This is a genomic window from Achromobacter sp. ISS7, from assembly GCF_056523125.1.
Genome location: NZ_JAWRZD010000001.1, coordinates 4,296,939 through 4,316,163, shown reverse-complemented (window position 1 = coordinate 4,316,163; position 19,225 = coordinate 4,296,939). Strand labels below are relative to the sequence as shown.

At 69.4% G+C, this 19,225-nt stretch carries 14 protein-coding genes; 5 read left to right on the top strand and 9 right to left on the bottom strand.

The window, feature by feature from the left end:
* Positions 1 to 48 precede the first annotated feature (48 nt).
* Together AC1HFW_RS19430 and AC1HFW_RS19425 are read left to right on the top strand one after the other, a co-directional pair.
* A complete protein-coding gene (locus AC1HFW_RS19430; RefSeq protein ID WP_479284981.1) occupies positions 49 to 993 on the top strand; it encodes a LysR family transcriptional regulator in 945 nt (314 codons plus the stop codon).
* Positions 994 to 1,165: 172 nt separating this feature from the next.
* Entirely contained in the window at positions 1,166 to 2,236 is a 1,071-nt protein-coding gene (locus AC1HFW_RS19425) for an ornithine cyclodeaminase (RefSeq protein WP_241067318.1), read from the top strand.
* A 22-nt stretch (positions 2,237 to 2,258) separates the two neighbouring features.
* Here the strand turns inward: AC1HFW_RS19425 and AC1HFW_RS19420 are convergent, their stop codons facing one another.
* From AC1HFW_RS19420 to AC1HFW_RS19405, 4 genes are all read right to left on the bottom strand, one after another.
* The gene (locus tag AC1HFW_RS19420; RefSeq protein WP_479284980.1) at positions 2,259 to 4,340 is read right to left on the bottom strand and encodes a sensor domain-containing protein; all 2,082 of its coding nucleotides are present in this window, start codon (positions 4,338 to 4,340) and stop codon (positions 2,259 to 2,261) included.
* Between the two features lie 139 nt (positions 4,341 to 4,479).
* Positions 4,480 to 5,589 (bottom strand): YcjF family protein, encoded by a 1,110-nt coding sequence (locus tag AC1HFW_RS19415; RefSeq protein ID WP_479284979.1) that lies wholly within the window; start codon positions 5,587 to 5,589, stop codon positions 4,480 to 4,482.
* A gap of 99 nt (positions 5,590 to 5,688) precedes the next feature.
* Complete coding sequence (panB, locus tag AC1HFW_RS19410; RefSeq protein ID WP_431194597.1) at positions 5,689 to 6,519, bottom strand: 3-methyl-2-oxobutanoate hydroxymethyltransferase; 831 nt, start codon at positions 6,517 to 6,519, stop codon at positions 5,689 to 5,691.
* A 61-nt stretch (positions 6,520 to 6,580) separates the two neighbouring features.
* The gene (locus tag AC1HFW_RS19405) at positions 6,581 to 7,498 is read right to left on the bottom strand and encodes a LysR family transcriptional regulator (protein WP_479284978.1); all 918 of its coding nucleotides are present in this window, start codon (positions 7,496 to 7,498) and stop codon (positions 6,581 to 6,583) included.
* A gap of 259 nt (positions 7,499 to 7,757) precedes the next feature.
* On the opposite strand from AC1HFW_RS19405, the gene AC1HFW_RS19400 reads away from it, so the two are divergent.
* Positions 7,758 to 9,158, top strand: a complete 1,401-nt coding sequence (locus AC1HFW_RS19400) for a sodium:solute symporter family protein (protein WP_479284977.1) — start codon at positions 7,758 to 7,760, stop codon at positions 9,156 to 9,158.
* Positions 9,155 to 10,201 (top strand): agmatinase, encoded by a 1,047-nt coding sequence (speB, locus tag AC1HFW_RS19395; protein ID WP_479284976.1) that lies wholly within the window; start codon positions 9,155 to 9,157, stop codon positions 10,199 to 10,201. Before AC1HFW_RS19400 ends, speB begins: the two co-directional genes overlap by 4 nt.
* Positions 10,202 to 10,222: 21 nt before the next feature.
* Here speB and AC1HFW_RS19390 read toward each other — a convergent pair whose 3' ends face one another.
* The 5 genes from AC1HFW_RS19390 to AC1HFW_RS19370 form a co-directional block, all read right to left on the bottom strand.
* The gene (locus tag AC1HFW_RS19390; protein ID WP_479284975.1) at positions 10,223 to 11,677 is read right to left on the bottom strand and encodes an ArnT family glycosyltransferase; all 1,455 of its coding nucleotides are present in this window, start codon (positions 11,675 to 11,677) and stop codon (positions 10,223 to 10,225) included.
* Positions 11,661 to 12,692 carry a glycosyltransferase family 2 protein gene (locus AC1HFW_RS19385; RefSeq protein ID WP_479284974.1) on the bottom strand — a complete coding sequence of 344 codons (1,032 nt, stop codon included), beginning with the start codon at positions 12,690 to 12,692 and terminating at the stop codon, positions 11,661 to 11,663. The genes AC1HFW_RS19390 and AC1HFW_RS19385 overlap by 17 nt, the downstream gene beginning before the upstream one ends.
* A gap of 133 nt (positions 12,693 to 12,825) precedes the next feature.
* Positions 12,826 to 16,008, bottom strand: a complete 3,183-nt coding sequence (locus AC1HFW_RS19380; RefSeq protein ID WP_479284973.1) for a CusA/CzcA family heavy metal efflux RND transporter — start codon at positions 16,006 to 16,008, stop codon at positions 12,826 to 12,828.
* A 16-nt stretch (positions 16,009 to 16,024) separates the two neighbouring features.
* Positions 16,025 to 17,248 carry an efflux RND transporter periplasmic adaptor subunit gene (locus AC1HFW_RS19375; RefSeq protein ID WP_479286529.1) on the bottom strand — a complete coding sequence of 408 codons (1,224 nt, stop codon included), beginning with the start codon at positions 17,246 to 17,248 and terminating at the stop codon, positions 16,025 to 16,027.
* Positions 17,249 to 17,262: 14 nt separating this feature from the next.
* Positions 17,263 to 18,516 (bottom strand): TolC family protein, encoded by a 1,254-nt coding sequence (locus AC1HFW_RS19370; RefSeq protein ID WP_479284972.1) that lies wholly within the window; start codon positions 18,514 to 18,516, stop codon positions 17,263 to 17,265.
* Between the two features lie 265 nt (positions 18,517 to 18,781).
* Between AC1HFW_RS19370 and AC1HFW_RS19365 the strand changes: the two genes are divergently transcribed.
* The gene (locus AC1HFW_RS19365) at positions 18,782 to 19,120 is read left to right on the top strand and encodes a hypothetical protein (protein ID WP_061072694.1); all 339 of its coding nucleotides are present in this window, start codon (positions 18,782 to 18,784) and stop codon (positions 19,118 to 19,120) included.
* Positions 19,121 to 19,225: the final 105 nt, after the last annotated feature.

Sequence of the window (19,225 nt, the reverse complement as noted above, 5' to 3'; positions counted from 1 at the left end):
GGGCCGTGGGTAGCCGTCCGCCGGGTAGATCCGTTATACGATTGGCGTATGACCATCCCCGCCCTGCCCGCCGCGACCGGCACCGACCGCCTGCTGTTGCTCGAAACCTTCATACGTATCGTGGAGGCAGGCAGCCTGTCGGCGGCGGCTTCGCAGCTGGGGGCGACGCAGCCCACGGTCAGCCGCCGGCTGCAACTGCTGGAGCGCACGCTGGGGGTGCGGCTGCTGCAGCGCTCGACCCATGCGATCCGGCTGACCGACGACGGCCAGCGCTGTTACGAGCGGGCCCGGGAACTGATGACCACCTGGCAGTCGCTCGAGAGCGAGGTGCGCGGCGCCGGCGAGGAACTGGCCGGATCGCTGCGGGTGGTGGCGCCGCACGCGTTCGGCCAGAACCAGTTCATGGAGGCGCTGGCGCACTACCTGCGCCAGTATCCGAGGATGCGGGTGGAATGGCTGCTGCACGACCGCGTGCCGGATTTCATTGCCGAGAACATCGATTGCGCGATCAAGGTCGGGCCGGTGCAGGATCCGTCGGTGGTGGCGGTCAAGCTGGGCCAGGTGTCGCGCAGCGTCATGGCGGCGCCATCGTTGCTGGGCGACGGCCCCCTGCCCCTGCATCCGTCCGAGCTGGCGGCGCTGCCGTGGCTGGCGCTGCGCACGTTCTACCGCGACGAAGTCAGCCTGACGCACGTGCGCACCGGCGAGGTGATGTGCATCGACATCGTGCCGCGCCTGTCCACCGACGGCCTGTATGCGCTGCGCAAGGCGGCGTTGCTGGGCCTGGGGGTGGGCATCGCGTCGGCCTGGGCGCTGCGCGATGATCTGGCCAGCGGCCGGCTGGTGCAGCTGGCGCCGGACTGGTTCGCCCCGCCCTTGCCTGTCTACCTGATCTACGCGCCGTCGCGCTTGCAGCCGGCCCGGCTGCGGCGTTTCATCGAGGTCATGCGCGAGCACCTGCCGGCGGAGTTGCGCGCGAGTGACGCGGTTTAGGCGCAGTTCGCGGCATATCAGGGATTACCAGCAGCGCCACGGCCGGATTGCGACAAGTGGCATCGGCCGTTGCCAGAATGGCAGGTTCCTTGCATTTTGTGTGGAAAGTGGGCGCTAGGCATTGACCTGGGCATCGGACAGAATTTCTGTACCGAAACATCAGGGGAAAATAATGACGACACTGCTCACCACCACCGACGTCGCGAAGATCGTGGCCGCACAGGGCCCGCGCAAGGTATTCGAGGATCTGCTGGATTATCTGCTGGCCGATTTCCTGCGCTGGCAGGAGTTCGACAAGAGCGCGCGCGTCGCCAGCCATTCGGCGACCGGCGTGATCGAACTGATGCCCACGGCCGACAACGATCTCTACAGCTTCAAGTACGTCAACGGCCATCCCGGCAATCCGACGGCCGGCCTGAGCACCGTGATGGCCTTTGGCGCGCTGGCGCAGGTCAACACCGGCGAACCGCTGCTGATCAGCGAACTGACGCTGACCACCGCGCTGCGCACCGCCGCCACGTCGGCGCTGGCCGCCCGCGCCCTGGCCCGTCCGGGCTCGCGCAGCATGGCGTTGATCGGCAACGGCGCGCAAAGTGAATTCCAGGCGCTGGCGTTCCATCACATCCTGGGCATCGACACGCTGCACCTGTACGACGTCGATCCGGCCGCCACCGACAAGCTCGAACGCAACCTGGCCGGCGTGCCCGGCTTGCGCCTGCGACGCTTCGACAGCACCGCCGCGGCCGCCAAGGGCGTGGATATCGTGACCACGGTGACGGCCGACAAGGCCTACGCCACCATCCTGACCGCCGACATGATCGAGCCGGGCATGCACATCAACGCCGTGGGCGGCGACTGCCCGGGCAAGACCGAGCTGCACGCCGACGTGCTGCGCGCGGGTCCGGTGTTCGTCGAATACGAGCCGCAGACGCGCATCGAGGGCGACCTGCAGCAGATGCCCGCCGACTTCGCGGTGACCGAGCTGTGGCGCGTGCTGACGGGCCAGAGCGCCGGCCGCCAGGGCGATCGCGACATCACCGTGTTCGACTCCGTGGGCTTCGCGCTCGAGGACTTCTCGGCCCTGCGCTGGCTGCGCGACAGCGCGGTCAAGCATGGCATCGGCACCCGGGTGGAAGTGGCGCCGCGACTGGCCGATCCGAAGAACCTGTTCGAACTCGTGCGTGGCCGCCAGGCCGCCGCGCAGGCCGCGGCCCGCGCCAGCCAGGCGCTGCTCAAGGACTGAGCCGCGCCGGGGGCGCCGCGGCCTATTCGGGCTGCGGCGGCTCGTGCGACACCGGCCGTCCCAGCAGGAAGCCCTGGAAGTGCGAGCAGCCTTCCTGAGTCAGCCTTTCCAGCTGGGCCGCGGTCTCCACCCCCTCGGCGGTGGTGGGGATATCGAGGCTGCGGCCGATGCCGTTGATGGCGCGGATGATGGCCAGCGCCTCCTTGCTCGATTCGACGTCCTGCGTGAAGGACTTGTCGATCTTGATCTTGTCGAACTCGAAGGTGCGCAGGTAGCCCAGCGAGGAATAGCCGGTGCCGAAATCGTCCAGCGCCACTTTCACGCCCAGCTGCTTGAGCCGGTTGAGCGTGGTCAGGTTGGCTTCGGAGTTGGCCAGCAGCACCGATTCGGTGATCTCCAGCTCCAGCCGCCGCGCCGGCAGGCCGGACGTGGCCAGGGCCGATTCCACCAGCGAGACCAGCGCATTGTTGGTGAACTGCGTGGCCGACAGGTTCACCGCCACGGTTTCGTGCGCGTCCCAGGTCATGGCTTCGCGGCAGGCTTCATGCAGCGTGAAGGCGCCCAGCTCGTGGATCAGCCCGGTCTCTTCGGCGATCGGGATGAAGTCGTTGGGCATGATGAGGCCCTTGGCCGGGTGCTGCCAGCGCATCAGCGCTTCGCGCCCCACCGTGCGGACATGGCTGGCGTCCTTGATGGGCTGGTAGTACAGCTGCAGCTGCTGCGACAGGATGGCCTGGCGCAGGTCCATCTCCATTTCGTGGCGCTTGAGCGCGGCCGCCTCCATTTCGGGCTTGAAGAACGCCAGGCAGTTGCGGCCGTTGCGCTTGGCTTCGTACAGCGCCATGTCGGCGTAGCGCAGCAGATGGTCGGCGCCACATTCCTGCGCGGTGGCCCGGGCGATGCCGATGCTGACGCTGACCGGCACGGTGTGGCCGTCGACCTGGAAGGGTTCGCGCACCGCGTCGATCAGGCGCTGGGCCATCTGGCGCAGGTCGTCGGTCTTTTCGATGCCGGGCAGCACCACCGCGAATTCGTCGCCGCCCAGGCGCGCCAGGGTGTCCTGCTCGCGCAGGTTCTTGGCCAGGCGACGCGCCAGCTGGCGCAGCAGTTCGTCGCCGTACTGGTGGCCGAGCGTGTCGTTGACGCTCTTGAAGTTGTCCAGGTCCAGGCACAGCACCGCGGCGCTGCGCTCGCGGCCCTCGGGCGACAGCGCCTTGAGCAGCCGTTCGCGGAACAGGCGGCGGTTGGGAATGCCGGTGAGCGTGTCGTGGTGCGCCATGTAGCGCACCTGGGCCTGGGCCGCGTTCTCGTCGGTGATGTCGTCGGCGATCAGCAGCACGTAGCGCGAGCGCGGATCGCTGCTGTGGAACACCAGCGTCTTGCTGCGCAGCGTGCGCGGGCCGCGTTCGGTGACGACCTCTTCCTGGCCGGCTTCGCGCAAGGCGCCGTCCGAGCGCAGGGCGTCGTTGGTCAGGCGCTCGAAGAATTCATGGACCGCGGGCGGCAGGCATTGCTGCATGGTGTGGCCCTGCATCTGATCGCGGCGCGCGCCGAAGACGTTTTCGGTCTGCCGGTTGGCCAGCAGGATGCGGCGCGACACCGCGTCCAGCACCAGCACGCAGGACGGGATGTGCGAGACCACGGCTTCCAGGAAACTCGACAGCGAGGTCAGCTCGCTGTTGTAGCGCTCGGCCAGTTCCTTGGCGTGCAGCACCTGCAGTTCGCGTTCGCGGCGCTCGGTGCAATCGCGCGTGATCTTGGCGTAGCCGATGAGCGCGCCGGCGTCGTCGAGGATGGCGTCGATCACCACGTGCGCCCAGAACGGCGTGCCGTCCTTGCGGATGCGCCAGCCCTCGGCCTCGAAGCGGCCCTGCTCGCGGGCGATGCTCAGGCCGCGTCCCGGCAGGCCCGAGGCCTGGTCGGCGGGGCTGTAGAAGCAGGAAAAATGCCGCCCCACGATTTCGTCCCGCGTATACCCCTTGGCGCGCTCGGCGCCGGCGTTCCAGTTGGCGACGGTGCCGTCGGGGTTCAACATGTAGATAGCGTAGTCAACGACACCTTGCACGAGGTGCCGATACATGACGTCGGAATGGTCGATGATCATTGGGAGTGGGCAGGCGTTGCGGGATTCGCGGCACTACGTTTACGTCGTGCCGCCGAGATTATTTACCGGCAATGCGCGGAAAAGCCGATCCTTGCCGATCTTGACGCATTAAGTCCTATCTTTGCGTTGGGTAACAGGCTCAGGGTTTCATGCGTTGCTTGAGGGCCTGCGTGATCATGGGGATGTCGAGATCCTGGCCCGGATGCTTCTGGCAGAAGTCGTACAACACCGCGATGTAGGCGTTGCCCAGCAGTTTGGTGATGGCGCCGGCGGTGGTGGCGGCGATGGTGCCGCCGATCGCGCTGCCGGCGCCGGGGATGAACTTCAGCAGGCCCGACACCACCGAACGCCCGACCAGCGTGGCCGCGGACGCGCCCAGCGTGGACGTGACCAGCGTGCTGATGGCGGCGGTGTTCAATTCCATGCCGAAGGTGATGCCGATCTTGGCGATCATGCCGACCTGGATCGGCACCAGCGCCACGGCGTCGGAAAACGGAATCGGCGCGGCGGCGGCCGAGGCGGCCAGTCCGGCGGCGACGTTCACCTCTATTTCAGCCCGCTTTTTTTTTACTTCCAGGGCTTTCTGGTTGCGGGTCGAGAGCGCATTGGCGTAGGCGCGCTGCTGCGATTCGGGGATGAAGGCGGCGGTGGCTTCGATCAGCGCGTCCAGACCCATCGGCGGCAGGTCGGCGTCCAGTTCCTCGATGCGTTCGGGCAGCGCGCGCACCGCCACCACCTGGCGCGCGCGCGGCAGCAGCGCCCGCGCCTGTTCCAGGAAGAGGCTGTTCTTGCGGGCCTTGGTGAGCACGCCGATGACCGGGATGCCGGCATCGGCCAGCAGCGCGCACAGCTCGATCTCGGCATCCTCGACGCGGTGGCTGCTGTCCTGGATGCAGAGCCAGGCCACGTGCAGGTGCCGGTCCTGGTCGTCCGAAGCGGCGCGCTCGCGGATCAGGTCGGCCAGTTGCTGGCGCGAACGGGCGTAATCGCCGACCTCCAGGCCGCGGGTATCGATGATGGTGAGCGGATGGCCGGGCCGCGAGAATTCCTGCGTGGTCTGCGTGACCGGCCTGCCGGCGCCGGTCTTGGCCAGGTCGCCGCGGAACACCGCGTTGATGAGCGTGCTCTTGCCCACGCCGGTCTTGCCGGCGACCAGGATGTTGACGCGGCCCGCGCCGCGCGTGGCGGTGCTGATCGCGTCGGCGATCGCGTCCTGCAGCTGGGGCGTGTCGTGGCGGGGCGGGTTCATGGCTGGCGAAGGGAGAATGCGCGGCGGGCGCGGAAATCGGGCATGGCTTGATTCTAGCGACAAACGCGGACGGGGCCGGATCGCCCGGCCGCCGGCGGCCTAGCCGTACAGGTGTTCCGCCTCGGGGAAGCGGCGCGCGCGCACGTCGGCGGCGTAGTCGCGGGCGGCGTCCTGGATGCGGGCCGACAGGGTGTCGTAGCGTTTCACGAAGCGCGCCGTGCGGTCGAACATGCCGAGCATGTCGTCGACCACCAGCACCTGGCCGTCGCAGCCGGCGGACGCGCCGATGCCGATGGTGGGGCAGGCGATGGCTTCGGTGATGGCCAGCGCCAGCGGTTCGACCACGCCTTCGATCACCACCGCGAAGGCGCCCGCGTCGGCTACCGCCGCGGCATCGGCCGCGATGCGGGCGTACTCGGCGTCGCCGCGGCCGCGCGCGCCGTAGCCGCCGAGAATGTTCACGGCCTGTGGCGTGAGGCCGATGTGCGCCATGACCGGAATGCCGCGCGCCGACAGATAGGCGATGGCGGGCGCCATGGCCTGGCCGCCTTCCAGCTTGACCGCGCTGGCGCCCGTTTCCTTCAGGACCCGCGCGGCCGAGCGGAAGGCCTGCTGCGGGCTTTCCTCGTAGCTGCCGAAAGGCATGTCGACCACCACCAGCGCCTGGCGCGCGCCGCGCGCCACGGCGGCGCCGTGCGCGATCATCATGTCGAGCGTGACCGGCACGGTGGACGGCAGGCCGTAGATGGTCTGCGCCAGGCTGTCGCCCACCAGCAGCGCGTCGCAGTGGGGGTCGAGCAGTTCGGCCATGCGCGCGGTGTAGGCGGTGAGCATGACCAGCGGCTCGGCGCGCTTGCGGGCGCGAAAGGCCGGGACGGTCATGCGGCGCGGCGCGGCGGCGGCGGAATTCAAGGTGGCGGTGGTGGACATGCGGGCTCCTGGTATGCGGCGCGCGGGGCCTGGTGCGGACGCCGCGCGCGGCACAGGTATATCACGGCGGCGGGGCCGGCGCGTCCAGCAGGGCCGCGCGCATGTCCTCGAGAAAGGCCGCGGCGATGTCGTCCAGGTGGCTGCGCCGCTTCGCCACCATGCTGATCTCGACGTCGTAGTGGTAGGCGTTGGCGTCCAGCGCGTGGAGCAGGCCGGCGGCCACGTACGGCGCCGCGTAGTGCTCGGGCAGGTAGCCCAGGTGCGCGCCCGACAGGATCAGGATCAGCGCGGCCTCCATGTTGTCGGCCTCGGAGGTGATGTGGCGCGGCCGGCCGGCGAACGAGGATTCGGGCAAGGGGTAGGTGCGCCAGGTCCAGTCGGCGTCGGCGATGTCCTGTTCGGTGACGCGGCCGGCGCGCGCCGCCAGCGGATGGGTGGCGCCGCAGTAGGCGATCTGGCGTTCATGGAACAGCGCGGTGTAGTCGAGCATCGGCACCCGGTGCAGGAAGTAGCCGATGGCGACCTGCATCTCGTCCTTCAGGATCAGTTCTTCCAGTTCACGCGGACTGCGGATCAGTACCGACAGGCGCACGGCTTCGTCGCGCCGGCGGAATCTCTCGATGGCGTGGCCGATGCGCGCGTTCTGCGCCATGGTCGCGTTGCCGATCAGGCCCAGCGTCAGGTTGCCCACCAGCTGCCGATGCATGTTGCGCGCCTGCGCGCTGAAGTCGTCCAGCGAGGCCAGCGCGCGGCGCGCCAGCTTGTCGAAGCGCTGCCCCTTGGCGCTCAGGCGAAAGCCGCCGCGGCCGCGTTCGCACAGCGTGAAGCCGAGCCGGGTTTCGAGGGTGGCGAGCTGGCTGCTGATGGTGGACTGGCCCACGCCCAGCAGCGCCTGCGCGGCCGACACGCCGCCGGCGTCGACGATGGTCAGGAAGACCCGGATCAGCCGCAGGTCGAGGTCGGAGACGTTCGAGAGCATAGGGTAACTACCGACTAAACATTGATGAACATCGATGTGAATTTTCCGAACCAGATATGGATGGAAAAAGAGCGGATTCCTATTATTCCACCGGAGTTGCCGATTTGGATCGACGCCGACGCCGCCGGCGGCGAGCGAGCCGATCGGGGCCGGAATGCGCGAGTTTTCCGGATTCACTTCTACGTCAATAGCTGTTTTCCGGCGGCAGTCAATCAGCGTGCGCGCCTTGCGACGCACGCGGCGACACAAGGGGAAGGACATGGTTTTGGACATAGGCGTCGTGATGCTGTACCTGGCCGCCATGCTGCTGCTGGGCTGGTATGGCATGCGGCGGGCGAAGACGCACGAGGATTTCCTGGTGGCGGGCCGCAACCTGGGGCCAGGTTTCTACATGGGCACCATGGCGGCCACCGTCCTGGGCGGCGCCAGCACGGTCGGCACGGTCCGGCTGGGTTATGTGTACGGCATCTCCGGCTTCTGGCTGTGCGCCATGCTGGGCCTGGGCATCATCGTGCTCAATGTGTTCCTGGCCAAGCCGCTGCTGAAGCTGCGCATCTTCACCGTGACGCAGATCCTGGAGTACCGCTACAGCGCGCGCACCAGGCACGTCAGCGCGCTGGTGATGATGGCCTACGCGCTGATGCTGGCGGCCACCTCGGTGATCGCGATCGGCACCGTGATGCAGGTGTTGTTCGACCTGCCCTTCTGGCTGTCGATCCTGGTGGGCGGCGGCGTGGTGGTGGTGTATTCGGCGGTGGGCGGCATGTGGTCGCTGACGCTGACGGACATCGTGCAGTTCCTCATCAAGACCGTCGGCCTGATGTTCATCCTGCTGCCGATCTGCCTGTCGCGGGTGGGCGGCTGGGACCAGCTGGTGGCCCGGCTGCCGGCGTCCAGCTTCGAGTTCGCCACCATCGGCTGGCCCACGGTGCTGACGTACTTCCTGATCTATTTCTTCGGCATCCTGATCGGCCAGGACATCTGGCAACGCGTGTTCACCGCCCGCAGCGAGGGCGTGGCGCGGGTGGCGGGCGCGGCGGCGGGCGTGTATTGCATCGTCTACGGCCTGGTGGGCGCGTTGATCGGCATGACGGCCAGGGTGCTGCTGCCCGACCTGGACAACGTCAACAACGCCTTCGCCGCCATCGTGCAGGCGGGCCTGCCGGAGGGCATCCGCGGCCTGGTGATCGCGGCGGCGCTGGCGGCGATGATGTCCACGGCCAGCGCGGCGATGCTGGCATCGGCGACGGTGCTGTCCGAAGACCTGTTGCCGGCCTTGCGCGGCGGACGCGGTTTCACGCAGGTGCGCAGCCATCGCCTGGTGACGCTGCTGGTCGGCCTGGCCACGCTCGGCATCGCGCTGGCGGTCGACGACGTGCTGAACGCGTTGACCTGCGCCTACAACCTGCTGGTGGGCGGCATGCTGGTGCCGATCCTGGGCGCCATCTGGTGGCGCCGCGCCACCACGCCGGGCGCCATCGCCAGCATGCTGCTGGGCTGCGCCACGGCGATCGGCTTCATGATCCGCGACGGCCTGGCGGCCAACACGCCGATCTACGCCAGCCTGGCCGTCAGCGTCCTCAGCTTTGTCATCGTCAGCCTGATGGGGCGGGCCGCCGCGCCTGTCCCCGGCGACACCCCTTCCAGGAGCATTCCATGACCTTCACGCCCGAGAAGCTGGCCGCGCTGCGCGCCCGGTTCGGCGGAGCCAACGAGGCCGTCATCCACGACCCGCATTTCCGCGCGGTGGCGGCCAACGTCATCGACGAAAGCGGCACGCGCAGCGCGCCCTATGCCGGCATGCCCACCCTGCTGGACGCGCCCACGCGGCAGATCGACTGGGACCGGCCCGATTTCGGTGATCTGCAGGTGGCGCTGACGGGCGTGCCGATGGACCTGGGCGCGAGCAATCGCAGCGGCTGCCGCTTCGGACCGCGGGCTTTGCGCGCCATTGAGCGGGTCGGGCCCTATAACCACGCGCTGCGATGTGCGCCGGTGCGCGAGCTGCGGGTCGCCGATATCGGCGACGTGCCGATGCGCAGCCGCTACAGCCTGGAGCAGTCGCACGAGGATATCCACGCCGCCTACGCCAAGATCGTGGCGGCGGGCGTGACGCCGCTGTCGGTGGGCGGCGACCATTCCGTGACGCTGCCGATCCTGCGCGCGCTGGGCGCTCGGCAACCGGTGGCGCTGGTGCATTTCGATGCGCACTGCGATACCGGCGGGCCGTTCGACGGCAGCCGCTTCCATCATGGCGGGCCGTTCCGGCAGGCGGTGCTGGAAGGCGTGCTCGACCCCACCCGCGCCATCCAGATCGGCATCCGCGGCTCGGCCGAATACCTGTGGGAATTCTCGTACGAGTCGGGCATGACGGTGATCCACGCCGAGGATATTCCGCGCCTGGGCGTGGAGGCCGTCATCGCCCAGGCGCGCGCCGTGGTCGGCGACGCGCCGGTCTATGTGTCGTTCGATATCGACTGCCTGGATCCGGCCTTCGCGCCCGGCACCGGCACGCCCGAGGTCGGCGGGGTGACCGTGCGCGAGGCCCAGGCCATGCTGCGCGGGCTGGCCGGCCTGGACATCATCGGCGGCGACCTGGTGGAAGTGGCGCCGTCGTACGACGCCACCGCCAACACGGCGCACGCGGGCGCGCAGATCCTGTTCGAGATCCTGAGCCTGATGCGCTGGCGCGGCGCGCGCTGACGTGGCAGCGCGGCCGCGCCGTCAGGGCGCCGTGGCGCTCTCGCCCGTCACCAGCAGCAAGGTGTAGCGCCGGCTCGAATACAGCGGCGTGACGCGTCCGCGCCAGGTCCCCAGCAGCGTGGTGGCCTCGCGCTTGCGCACGGCCAGGAAGACCCGCTGGCAGGCGGCCGGCAGCACCGCGGCCAGGGCCTGCGGGTCGTCCACCAGGCCGGCCGTGCCGCCCGAATAGTAGCGGGCGGAGAACGGGCGGCTGCCGACGAAATAGAGCCGGTCGTCGGCCCGCATGGCGGCTTCGGCGCGCCGCACCAGCTGCTTTTCCGTCTTGTAGTGCGCCGGCTGCGCCCAGGCCAGCAGGGCCAGGACCAGCGCGGCGGCGGGCGCCAGCGCCATGCCCGCCAGTATCAGCCCGGCCGGGCGCGCGGCGCGCCACTGTGCCACCTGCATGCCCAGCGCCAGCGCCACGGGCGGCAGCGCCGGCAGCACATAGGTCCACAGGATGTTGCCCGACAGGGTGAAGAACGCTGGCGTGGCCAGCCCCCAGGCCAGCAGGTAGGTCAGGTCGGGGTCGCGCGCCGCCGTCGCGACGCGGCGCCGCAGCGGATCGTCGCGTCGCGGCCACAGCAGCAGGCCGAGCCAGGCCAGGCCCCACGGCATGGTCGCCAGCAGCCAGTCCAGCCAGATGCTGCCATAGGGGCGCTGGTGGGCCGAACCGTAACGGTCGCCCTGCCAGCCCGGATCGACGAAACGCAGGATGTGCTCGCCGACGATGAAGTAGCGCAGGAACCCGGGCGTCTTCAGTTCGGCCGCGATGTACCAGGGCAGCGCCAGCGTCAGCGTCAGGGCGATGCCCGCCGCCCACGGCAGCGCGCGTAATTGCGCGCGCCCATTGCGGTGCCACAGCATCCACGGCACCATCGCGCCGGCGGTCAGCGCCAGCGCCAGTGGGCCCTTGGCAAGCAGGCCGATGGCCAGGCCGACGAAGAAGCCATAGCGCCACAGCGGCCGCGGGTCGCGCGGCGCCAGCAGGAACGACACCATCGACAGCGTGATCCCCAGGGCCAGGAAGGCGTCGGTCAGCACCGCGCCGGCGCTGGCGTACGGCAGCAGCATGGTGGCGAACAGCAGCGTGGCCCAGCGCGCGGCCTGCTCGCCGCGCAACTGGCGCGCGCAGCGGTGGACCAGCGCCAGCACGCCCAGCATGGCCAGCCACGACGGCAGGCGCACCGCCAGTTCCGACAGGCCGAACAGCCGGATGGACAGCGCCTGGGCCCAGAAGGCCAGCGGCGGCTTGCCCCAGAACGGCTCGCCCGGCTCGAACCACGGGGTGATCCAGTCGCCGGTCGCCGCCATCAGGCGGGCGATCTCGGCGTAGCGCGGTTCGGAGGTGTCGGCGAACGGCATCATCGCCATCGCCAGCAGGCGCAGCGCCAGGATGCCGCCCAGGCCCAGCAGCAGGCCCCTAGAAGTTAACCGCATGCGGACCCTTGGCGGTGTCGGCCAGCGGCAGGGCGGCCACGGCGCTGTGCTGTACGTCGCGCACCAGGTAGACCGGGCGCTGCTTGGATTCCATGTAGGTCTTGCCCATGTATTCGCCCAACAGCCCGATGGTGATCAGCTGGATGCCGCTCAGGAACGTGATCATGGCCATCAGCGAGGGGTAGCCCTGGACGTCGTCGCCGTGGATCAGCGTCTTGAAGATGATGACGATACCGAACAGGGCGCCCAGCAGCGCGGCCGTCACGCCGGCGACCGTGGCCCAGCGCAGCGGCGCGATCGAGAACGAGGTGATGCCTTCCAGCGCCAGCCGCAGCAGCGCGAAGACGTTCCACTTGGTGGCGCCGGCGGCGCGCGGGGCGCGGTCGTAGTCGATGACGCGGGTCGGCATGCCGACCCAGGCGTACAGGCCCTTCATGTAGCGGCATCTCTCGGGCAGCCGCAGCAGCGCATCGACGGCGCGACGGCTCATCAGGCGGAAGTCGCCGGTGTCGGGCGGGATCGGGGCGCGGCTCAGCCGGCTCAGCAAGCGGTAGTAGGCGTAGGCCGAGGCGCGCTTGAACCAGCCTTCGCCGGCGCGGCTGCGGCGCCGCATGCCGACCACGTCGGCGCCCTCGCGCCAGGCGCGCACCATGTCGGGGATCAGCTCGGGCGGGTCCTGCAGGTCGGCGTCCAGCAGGATGACGGCGGCGCCGGCCGCGTGTTCCAGGCCGGCGGTCATGGCGGCTTCCTTGCCGAAGTTGCGGCTCAGGCGCACCAGTTTCAGGCCGGGCTCGCGGGCCATCAGTCCGGCGACGTATTCGGCGCTGCCGTCCTGGCTGCCGTCGTCGACGAACACGATTTCCCACGGCTCTTGCAGGGCGTCCAGCACCTGCCGCAGCCGCGCGTGGCACAGCGGCAGCGCCTCGCGCTCGTTCAGGAAGCAGATGACGACGGACAGCTGTACCGGACGCGGCGGGATGCGCGGCAGGATCGGGGTAGCGGGATGGGGACGCATTTTCGGAACGCCTTTGGGTCGATCGGTCGGGCCGCGCCGGCCGGGCGGCACCGGCGCATCGCCACTTTATTGAGCCGTCCGCGACAGCAGGCGGACGGCGACATTACATTTGCGCAAGGTGGCGCCTGCTGGGTCAGCCGGCGGCCGTCTCCTGGCGCCGCGCCTCGCTCTGCGCCAGCTCGATTTCCTCGGCGTCCTTGCGGTGCATCAGGCGGTACAGCGCGGGCAGCACCAGCAACGTCAGGATGGTCGACGAGATGATGCCGCCGATGACCACGGTGGCCAGCGGCCGCTGCACTTCGGCGCCGGTGCCGGTGGCGATCGCCATGGGCACGAAGCCGAGCGAGGCCACCAGCGCGGTCATCAGCACCGGCCGCAGCCGCGTCAGGGCGCCCTCGCGCACCGCCTGGTCGAGCGGCTTGCCGGACTCGCGCAGCGAACTGATGAACGACAGCAGCACCAGGCCGTTCAGCACCGCCACGCCGCACAGCGCGATGAAGCCGACCGCCGCGGTGATCGACAGCGGAATGCCGCGCAGCCACAGCGAGATGACGCCGCCCGTCAGCGCGAACGGAATGCCGGTGAACACGATCAGGCCATCCTTGATGTTGCCGAACATGGCGAACAGCAGTCCGAACACCAGCAGCAGCGCGGCGGGCACCACGATCTGCAGGCGCTGGGCCGCCGACTGCAGCTGTTCGAAGGTGCCGCCCCAGGCAGTCCAGTAGCCGGCCGGCACCTTGATCTTCTCGGCCAGCGCCTTCTCGGCATCCATCACGAACGACCCGAGGTCGCGGCCGCGCACGTTGGCGCTGACGACGATGCGGCGCTTGCCGTCCTCGCGCGAGATCTGGTTGGGCCCGGGCGCCAGGTCGAAGGTGGCGATCTCGGACAACGGGATGTAGGCGGTCTGCGCCTGCGCGTCGCCCTTGGGCAGGGCGATGGGCAGCTTGCGCAGGGCCGGGATGCTCTCGCGCACCGTTTCCGGCAGGCGCACCACGATGTCGAAGCGGCGGTCGCCCTGGAAGAAGGTGCCGGCCTCGCGGCCGCCGATGGCGATGCCCAGCGTGTCCTGCACGTCGGCCAGGTTCAGCCCGTAGCGGGCGGCGCGGGCGCGATCGATGTTGACCGTCAGCACCGGCAGGCCGGTGGTCTGCTCGATCTTGACTTCGGAGGCGCCGGGAATCGCCTGCAGCACCTGGGCGACCTCGGCGGCCGAGCGGTTCAGCACCTCGTTGTCGTCACCGAAGATCTTCACCGCGACGTCGCTGCGCACGCCGGAGATCAGCTCGTTGAAGCGCAGCTGGATCGGTTGCGAGAACTCGTAGTTGTTGCCGGGAATCTGCGCGGCCTCTTCCTGGATTGCCTGCAACAGCTCGGCCTGGGTCTTGCGCGGCGCGGGCCACTGGTCCTTCGGCTTGAGCATGATGTAGCCGTCGGAGATGTTGGGCGGCATCGGGTCGGAGGCGATCTCGGCGGTGCCGGTGCGGGCGAAGACGCGCTCGATCTCGGGGAATTTCTGCTTCAGCCGGGTCTCCAGCTGCTTCTGCATCTCCAGCGACTGGCTCAGGCTGGTGCCGGGAATGCGCAGCGCCTGGATGGCGATGTCGCCTTCGTTCAGGTTGGGAATGAACTCGCTGCCCATGCGCGCGGCGATCACTGTGCACACCGCCACGAACAGGGTGGCGGCCGCCAGCACCAGGGGCGTGCGGCGCAGGGCCAGGTCCAGCAGTGGCGCGTAGCGGCGCTTGGCCCACAGCATCAGGCGGTTTTCCTTTTCCGACACCTTCTTGCCGATGAACAGCGCCACCGCGGCCGGCACGAAGGTGACCGACAGGATCATCGCGCCCAGCAGCGCCAGCACCACGGTCAGGGCCATGGGGTGGAACATGCGCCCCTCGACCCCGCTGAGCGCGAAGATCGGCAGATACACCACCATGATGATGAGCTGGCCGAACAGCAGCGGCCGGCGCGCCTCGCGCGCGGCGGCGAAGACCTCGTGGAAGCGCTCGCTGCGGGTCAGCGGCCGGCCCTGCTGCTCTTGCGCGTGGCTCAGCCGCCGCACGCAGTTCTCGACGATCACCACGGCGCCGTCGACGATGATGCCGAAGTCCAGCGCGCCCAGGCTCATGAGGTTGGCGCTGACCTTGTAGGTGACCATGCCGGTGAAGGTGAACAGCATCGACAGCGGGATCACCATGGCGGTGATCAGCGCGGCGCGGATGTTGCCCAGGAACAGGAACAGGATCACGATCACCAGGGCCGCGCCTTCCAGCAGGTTCTTCTTGACCGTGGCGATGGCCTTGTCGATCAGGTTGCTGCGGTCGTACACGGTGACGGCCTGGACGCCGGCCGGCAGGGTCTTGTTGATGGCGTCGATGCGCGCCGACACCGCCTGCGACACCGCGCGGCTGTTCTCGCCGATCAGCATGAACACCGTGCCCAGCACCACTTCCTGGCCGTTGTCGGTGGCGGCGCCGGTGCGCAGCTCGCGGCCGATGCTGACGTCCGCCACGTCGCGGATGCGGATGGCCTGACCGTCCACGGCGGTCAGCACCACGTCGCGGATGTCGTCGATGGAACGCACCTGGCCGGGCGCGCGGATCAGGTACTGCTCGCCCTTGCGCTCGATGTAGCCGGCGCCGACGTTGGCGTTGTTGCGGTCCAGCGCCGTCATGATGTCGGTCAGCGACAGGCCGTAGGAGGCCAGCCGCTCGGTGTTGGGCGCGACCTGGTATTCCTTGGCGAAGCCGCCGATCGAGTTGATCTCGGTGACGCCGGTGATGTTGCGCAGCTGCGGCTTGATGACCCAGTCCTGGATCTCGCGCAGGTCGGTGGGGGTGTAGGGCGTGCCGTCTTCCTTGGTCGCGCCCGGCTCGGCCTCCACCGTCCACAGGTAGATCTCGCCCAGGCCGGTCGAGATCGGGCCCATGGTCGGCGTGATGCCTTCGGGCAGGCTTTCCTTGGCCTCCTGCAGCCGCTGGTTGACCAGCTGGCGCGCGAAATAGATGTCGGTGCCGTCCTTGAAGATCACCGTCACCTGCGACAGGCCGTAGCGCGACAGCGAGCGGGTCTGCTGCAGGCCGGGCAGGCCCGCCATGACGGTCTCGATCGGATAGGTGATGCGCTGTTCGGTTTCAAGCGGCGAATAGCCGGGCGCGCCGACGTTGATCTGCACCTGCACGTTGGTGATGTCCGGCACGGCGTCGATGGCCAGCCGGGTGTAGTTGTAGACCCCGATGGCGGCGACGCCCAGGGTAACGAAGATGACGAGCCATCGTTGCTCGATGGCGAAGCGGATCAGGCGTTCGAACATGTCTGGATGCTCCGGCTCAGTGCGCGTGGCTGGCGCTGGCCTTGCCCTGCTCGGCCTTCAGCACGAAGGCGTTGCGCGCGACGTAGCGGGCGCCGGCGGCCAGGCCCGACAGCACTTCGACCTGTTCGCCGGCGGTACGGCCGAGCTTGACCGGCCGGGCCAGGAAGCCCCCTGGCGTTTCGACGTACACCACCGATTCGTTCTCGACGGTCTGGACCGCGTCGGCCGCCACCACCACCGGCGCGTCGGCGCTGCTGGTGACCACGTTGACCGACACGAACAGGCCCGGGCGCCACGCCATGTCGGGGTTGTCGAGGGTGACGCGGGCCGTGGCCGTGCGGGTCTGCTGGCCCAGCAGCGAGCCGATGTACGAGACCTTGCCCCGGGCCTGCCCGGAGAAGGCCGCCGAGGCGACGCTGGCGGTCTCGCCGACGCGCACGTCCTGCAGGTCCTTGGGCGCGATCACGAATTCCGCCCAGACCGTGCGCAGGTCCGACAGCGTGAAGATGCTGGCCGTGTCGGGCAGCGCCTCGCCCAGGGCGATGTGCTTTTCGACCACCACGCCGTCGAACGGCGCGCGGATCTCCAGCCGGCTCAGGTCCCTGGACTGCGGCGGCGCGCCGATGGCCGCCAGTTTCTGCGCGGCGTTCTGCACTGCGATCTGCGCCTCCTGCAACGCGGTGCGCGCCTGCTGGTAGTCCTGTTCGGCCGACACCTTCTCGCGCCAGAGCTTGAGTTCGCGCTGGTGCGTGGCGGCGGCGAGGTCGCGGCGCTTGCTGGCGGCAAGCCATTCGCTGCGCAGCTCCGACAACGCGGTGCTCGACAGCGCCGCCAGCAGGTCGCCTTGCCTGACCTGTTGGCCCAGGTCCGCCGAGACCTCCTGCACCACGCCGGCCAGACGCGGCACCACGTGCGCGGTGCGGTCGGCGTTGAACTTGATCTCGCCGGGGAATTGCGAAGCGGTCTCCAGCCGCGCGGGGCCGGCCGTTTCGATGCCGAGGCCGGCGGCCTGGATCTGTTCGGCGCTCAGCGTGATCTTGTCTTCGTCATGATCGGCCGGGGCGTCGGCCTGGCCGGCCTTGCCAGCGGGCGTTGCCTCGGCGGCGGCATGGCTGTGTCCGTTGCCGGCGGCGTCGGCCAGGGCCGGGCGCGGCAGGGCCAGCGCCAGCAGGCAGGCGGCGGACAGGGCGGCGGCCAGCGCCGGGCGGGAGAAGGCGGAAAGCGCGGTGTGCATGGTCATGGCAGTGGTGGGGTTCAACGTCCGAGAATGCGATCGATGTCCGCGGCAGCCTGATAGGCGCTGGCCAGGACATTCAGGTAGCCGATGTTTCCTTGCGACAGGGTGCGTTGCGCGTCCAGCACTTCCAGGAAACTGACCTTGCCGGCCTCGAAGCCCTTGCGGGCGCTGTCGTAGGCTTCGGTGGCGCCGGGCAGCACGGCGTCGCGGTATTCGCGCACCGAATTGGCGGCCAGGTCGAACTGCGATACGGATTGCAGCAGGTCGGCGGTCAGGCGCGACTCCAGCTCGCGGTACAGGTCCTGCGCCTTGTACGACTGCATCGTGGCCGAATAGACGTTGCCCTGGTTGCGGTCGAACAGCGGCAGCGGGATCGCGACGCCGAACTGGGCCTTGTTGCGGCCCTGCTCGTTGTCGCGCGCGACGCCGGCGCTCAGGGTGATGTCGGGGTAGCGCTTGCTTTTCTCGACCTCCAGCTGCGCCCGGCCCATCTCGACCGACAGGCGGCCGGCCTCCATGCGGGGAGAGGTGGCCAGCGCGCTGCGCAGGTCGTCGATGGCCTCGCGTCGCGGCAGCGTGCCCAGGTCGGCGCCCACTTGCGTGAAGTCGGGCTGCGGCGCGCCCCACAGTTGTCCGAGCGTGCGACGCGCGGCCTGCAGCGCGCTGTCGGCGGCGCGCGCCTCGATGCGCGCATTGGCCAGCTCGACGCGGGCCTTGCTGCCTTCCAGCGGCGGCGCCTTGCCGGCCGCCACGCGCCGCTCGGCCAGGCGCAGGGCGTTCTGCGCGATCTCCACGGTGCCCTGCGACACCCGCACGGTCTCCTGCGCCACGGCCACGTCGAAGAAGGCGGCGATGACGGCGGCGCGCAGGTCGGCGCGCGCGCTCGACAGGTCGCGCTGGGCGATGTCGCGCGCCAGGCCCGTGGCCTTGATGCGCGCGGCGCGCTTGCCGCCCAGCTCCACCGGCATGCTCAGCGTGGTGGTGGTGGTGCGCGTGGCGCGGCGGTTGTCGTCGATGCCGACCTCGATGCTGGGATTCGGGATGACGCCGGCCTGCGTGAGCTGGCCTTCGCTGGCCGCGGCCTCGTTGCGTGCGGCCGCCAGCAGCGGGCTGCGTTCATAGGCGGTGGCCAGGGCCTGTTCCAGGGTCAGCGGCTGGGCGGCTGGCGCGGCGCGAAGCGGGACGGCGGGGCGGTCGGGGCCGGGCTGGGCCCAGGCCGGGGCGAGGCACAGGGCGGCCGCCAGGGCGAGCGGTATCGGGGATAAACGCATGAGGTCAACCAAGGGAGGGCGCCACGGACTCGGGCTGAGGCAGGCATTGGTGGGCACTCTATCCAACGGGCCTCGTCAGATCCCCGACAGAAAAATGACATTTCCGTAAGGTTCGCGCGCCTTACGAATTCGTAATCGGCGTGTTGGCGAATTGACGTGGTCGCGTCCGTAAAGTGTCTTCACCGCTTGGGGTCTGTCAGCCCGGCAAGCGTGCAGGCGCGGCATCCCAGCCGCCCCGGCAAGTCAACGGAACTAGGAGATATCCATGAAGCAACGCATCGTCGCCACCCTCGCCCTGTGCGGCGCCCTGGCCGTGCCGGCCCTGGCCAGCGCCAACAGCACCTGGCACCAGACCGATACCGAGATCGGCTACAGCATCGCGCCGGGCCACGCCACCGCGGGCAAGACCGGCGAGCAGGTCGCCGGCGAGCTGGCGGCCGCCAAGGCCGACAAGCGGCAGTGGTTCTTCACCTACTACAACCTGGGCAAGCCGGGCTGGGCCAAGCAAGGCACGTCGCGCACCCGCGCCGACGCGCTGGCGGAAGTCGAGGCGATGACGCCGGCCGAGCGCGCCCGCCTGGCGTCGATCTACACGCCGGGTTGACCGCGCCGCGCCCTTTCCATGTCGCCGGCGGGTCGGCCGGCCCGGCTTTCGCCGTCCCGCGCTGCGGCGCCCGGACGGCGGGCGCCGTTTTTCGCCGCCGCGAAC

Excerpts from the sequence above, each read along its gene's own strand:
- AC1HFW_RS19430 (WP_479284981.1), top strand. The coding sequence starts at position 49 with ATGACCATCCCCGCCCTGCCCGCCGCGACCGGCACCGACCGCCTGCTG.
- AC1HFW_RS19425 (WP_241067318.1), top strand. The coding sequence starts at position 1,166 with ATGACGACACTGCTCACCACCACCGACGTCGCGAAGATCGTGGCCGCA.
- AC1HFW_RS19420 (WP_479284980.1), bottom strand. The coding sequence starts at position 4,340 with ATGATCATCGACCATTCCGACGTCATGTATCGGCACCTCGTGCAAGGT.
- AC1HFW_RS19415 (WP_479284979.1), bottom strand. The coding sequence starts at position 5,589 with ATGAACCCGCCCCGCCACGACACGCCCCAGCTGCAGGACGCGATCGCC.
- panB (WP_431194597.1), bottom strand. The coding sequence starts at position 6,519 with ATGTCCACCACCGCCACCTTGAATTCCGCCGCCGCCGCGCCGCGCCGC.
- AC1HFW_RS19405 (WP_479284978.1), bottom strand. The coding sequence starts at position 7,498 with ATGCTCTCGAACGTCTCCGACCTCGACCTGCGGCTGATCCGGGTCTTC.
- AC1HFW_RS19400 (WP_479284977.1), top strand. The coding sequence starts at position 7,758 with ATGGTTTTGGACATAGGCGTCGTGATGCTGTACCTGGCCGCCATGCTG.
- speB (WP_479284976.1), top strand. The coding sequence starts at position 9,155 with ATGACCTTCACGCCCGAGAAGCTGGCCGCGCTGCGCGCCCGGTTCGGC.
- AC1HFW_RS19390 (WP_479284975.1), bottom strand. The coding sequence starts at position 11,677 with ATGCGGTTAACTTCTAGGGGCCTGCTGCTGGGCCTGGGCGGCATCCTG.
- AC1HFW_RS19385 (WP_479284974.1), bottom strand. The coding sequence starts at position 12,692 with ATGCGTCCCCATCCCGCTACCCCGATCCTGCCGCGCATCCCGCCGCGT.
- AC1HFW_RS19380 (WP_479284973.1), bottom strand. The coding sequence starts at position 16,008 with ATGTTCGAACGCCTGATCCGCTTCGCCATCGAGCAACGATGGCTCGTC.
- AC1HFW_RS19375 (WP_479286529.1), bottom strand. The coding sequence starts at position 17,248 with ATGACCATGCACACCGCGCTTTCCGCCTTCTCCCGCCCGGCGCTGGCC.
- AC1HFW_RS19370 (WP_479284972.1), bottom strand. The coding sequence starts at position 18,516 with ATGCGTTTATCCCCGATACCGCTCGCCCTGGCGGCCGCCCTGTGCCTC.
- AC1HFW_RS19365 (WP_061072694.1), top strand. The coding sequence starts at position 18,782 with ATGAAGCAACGCATCGTCGCCACCCTCGCCCTGTGCGGCGCCCTGGCC.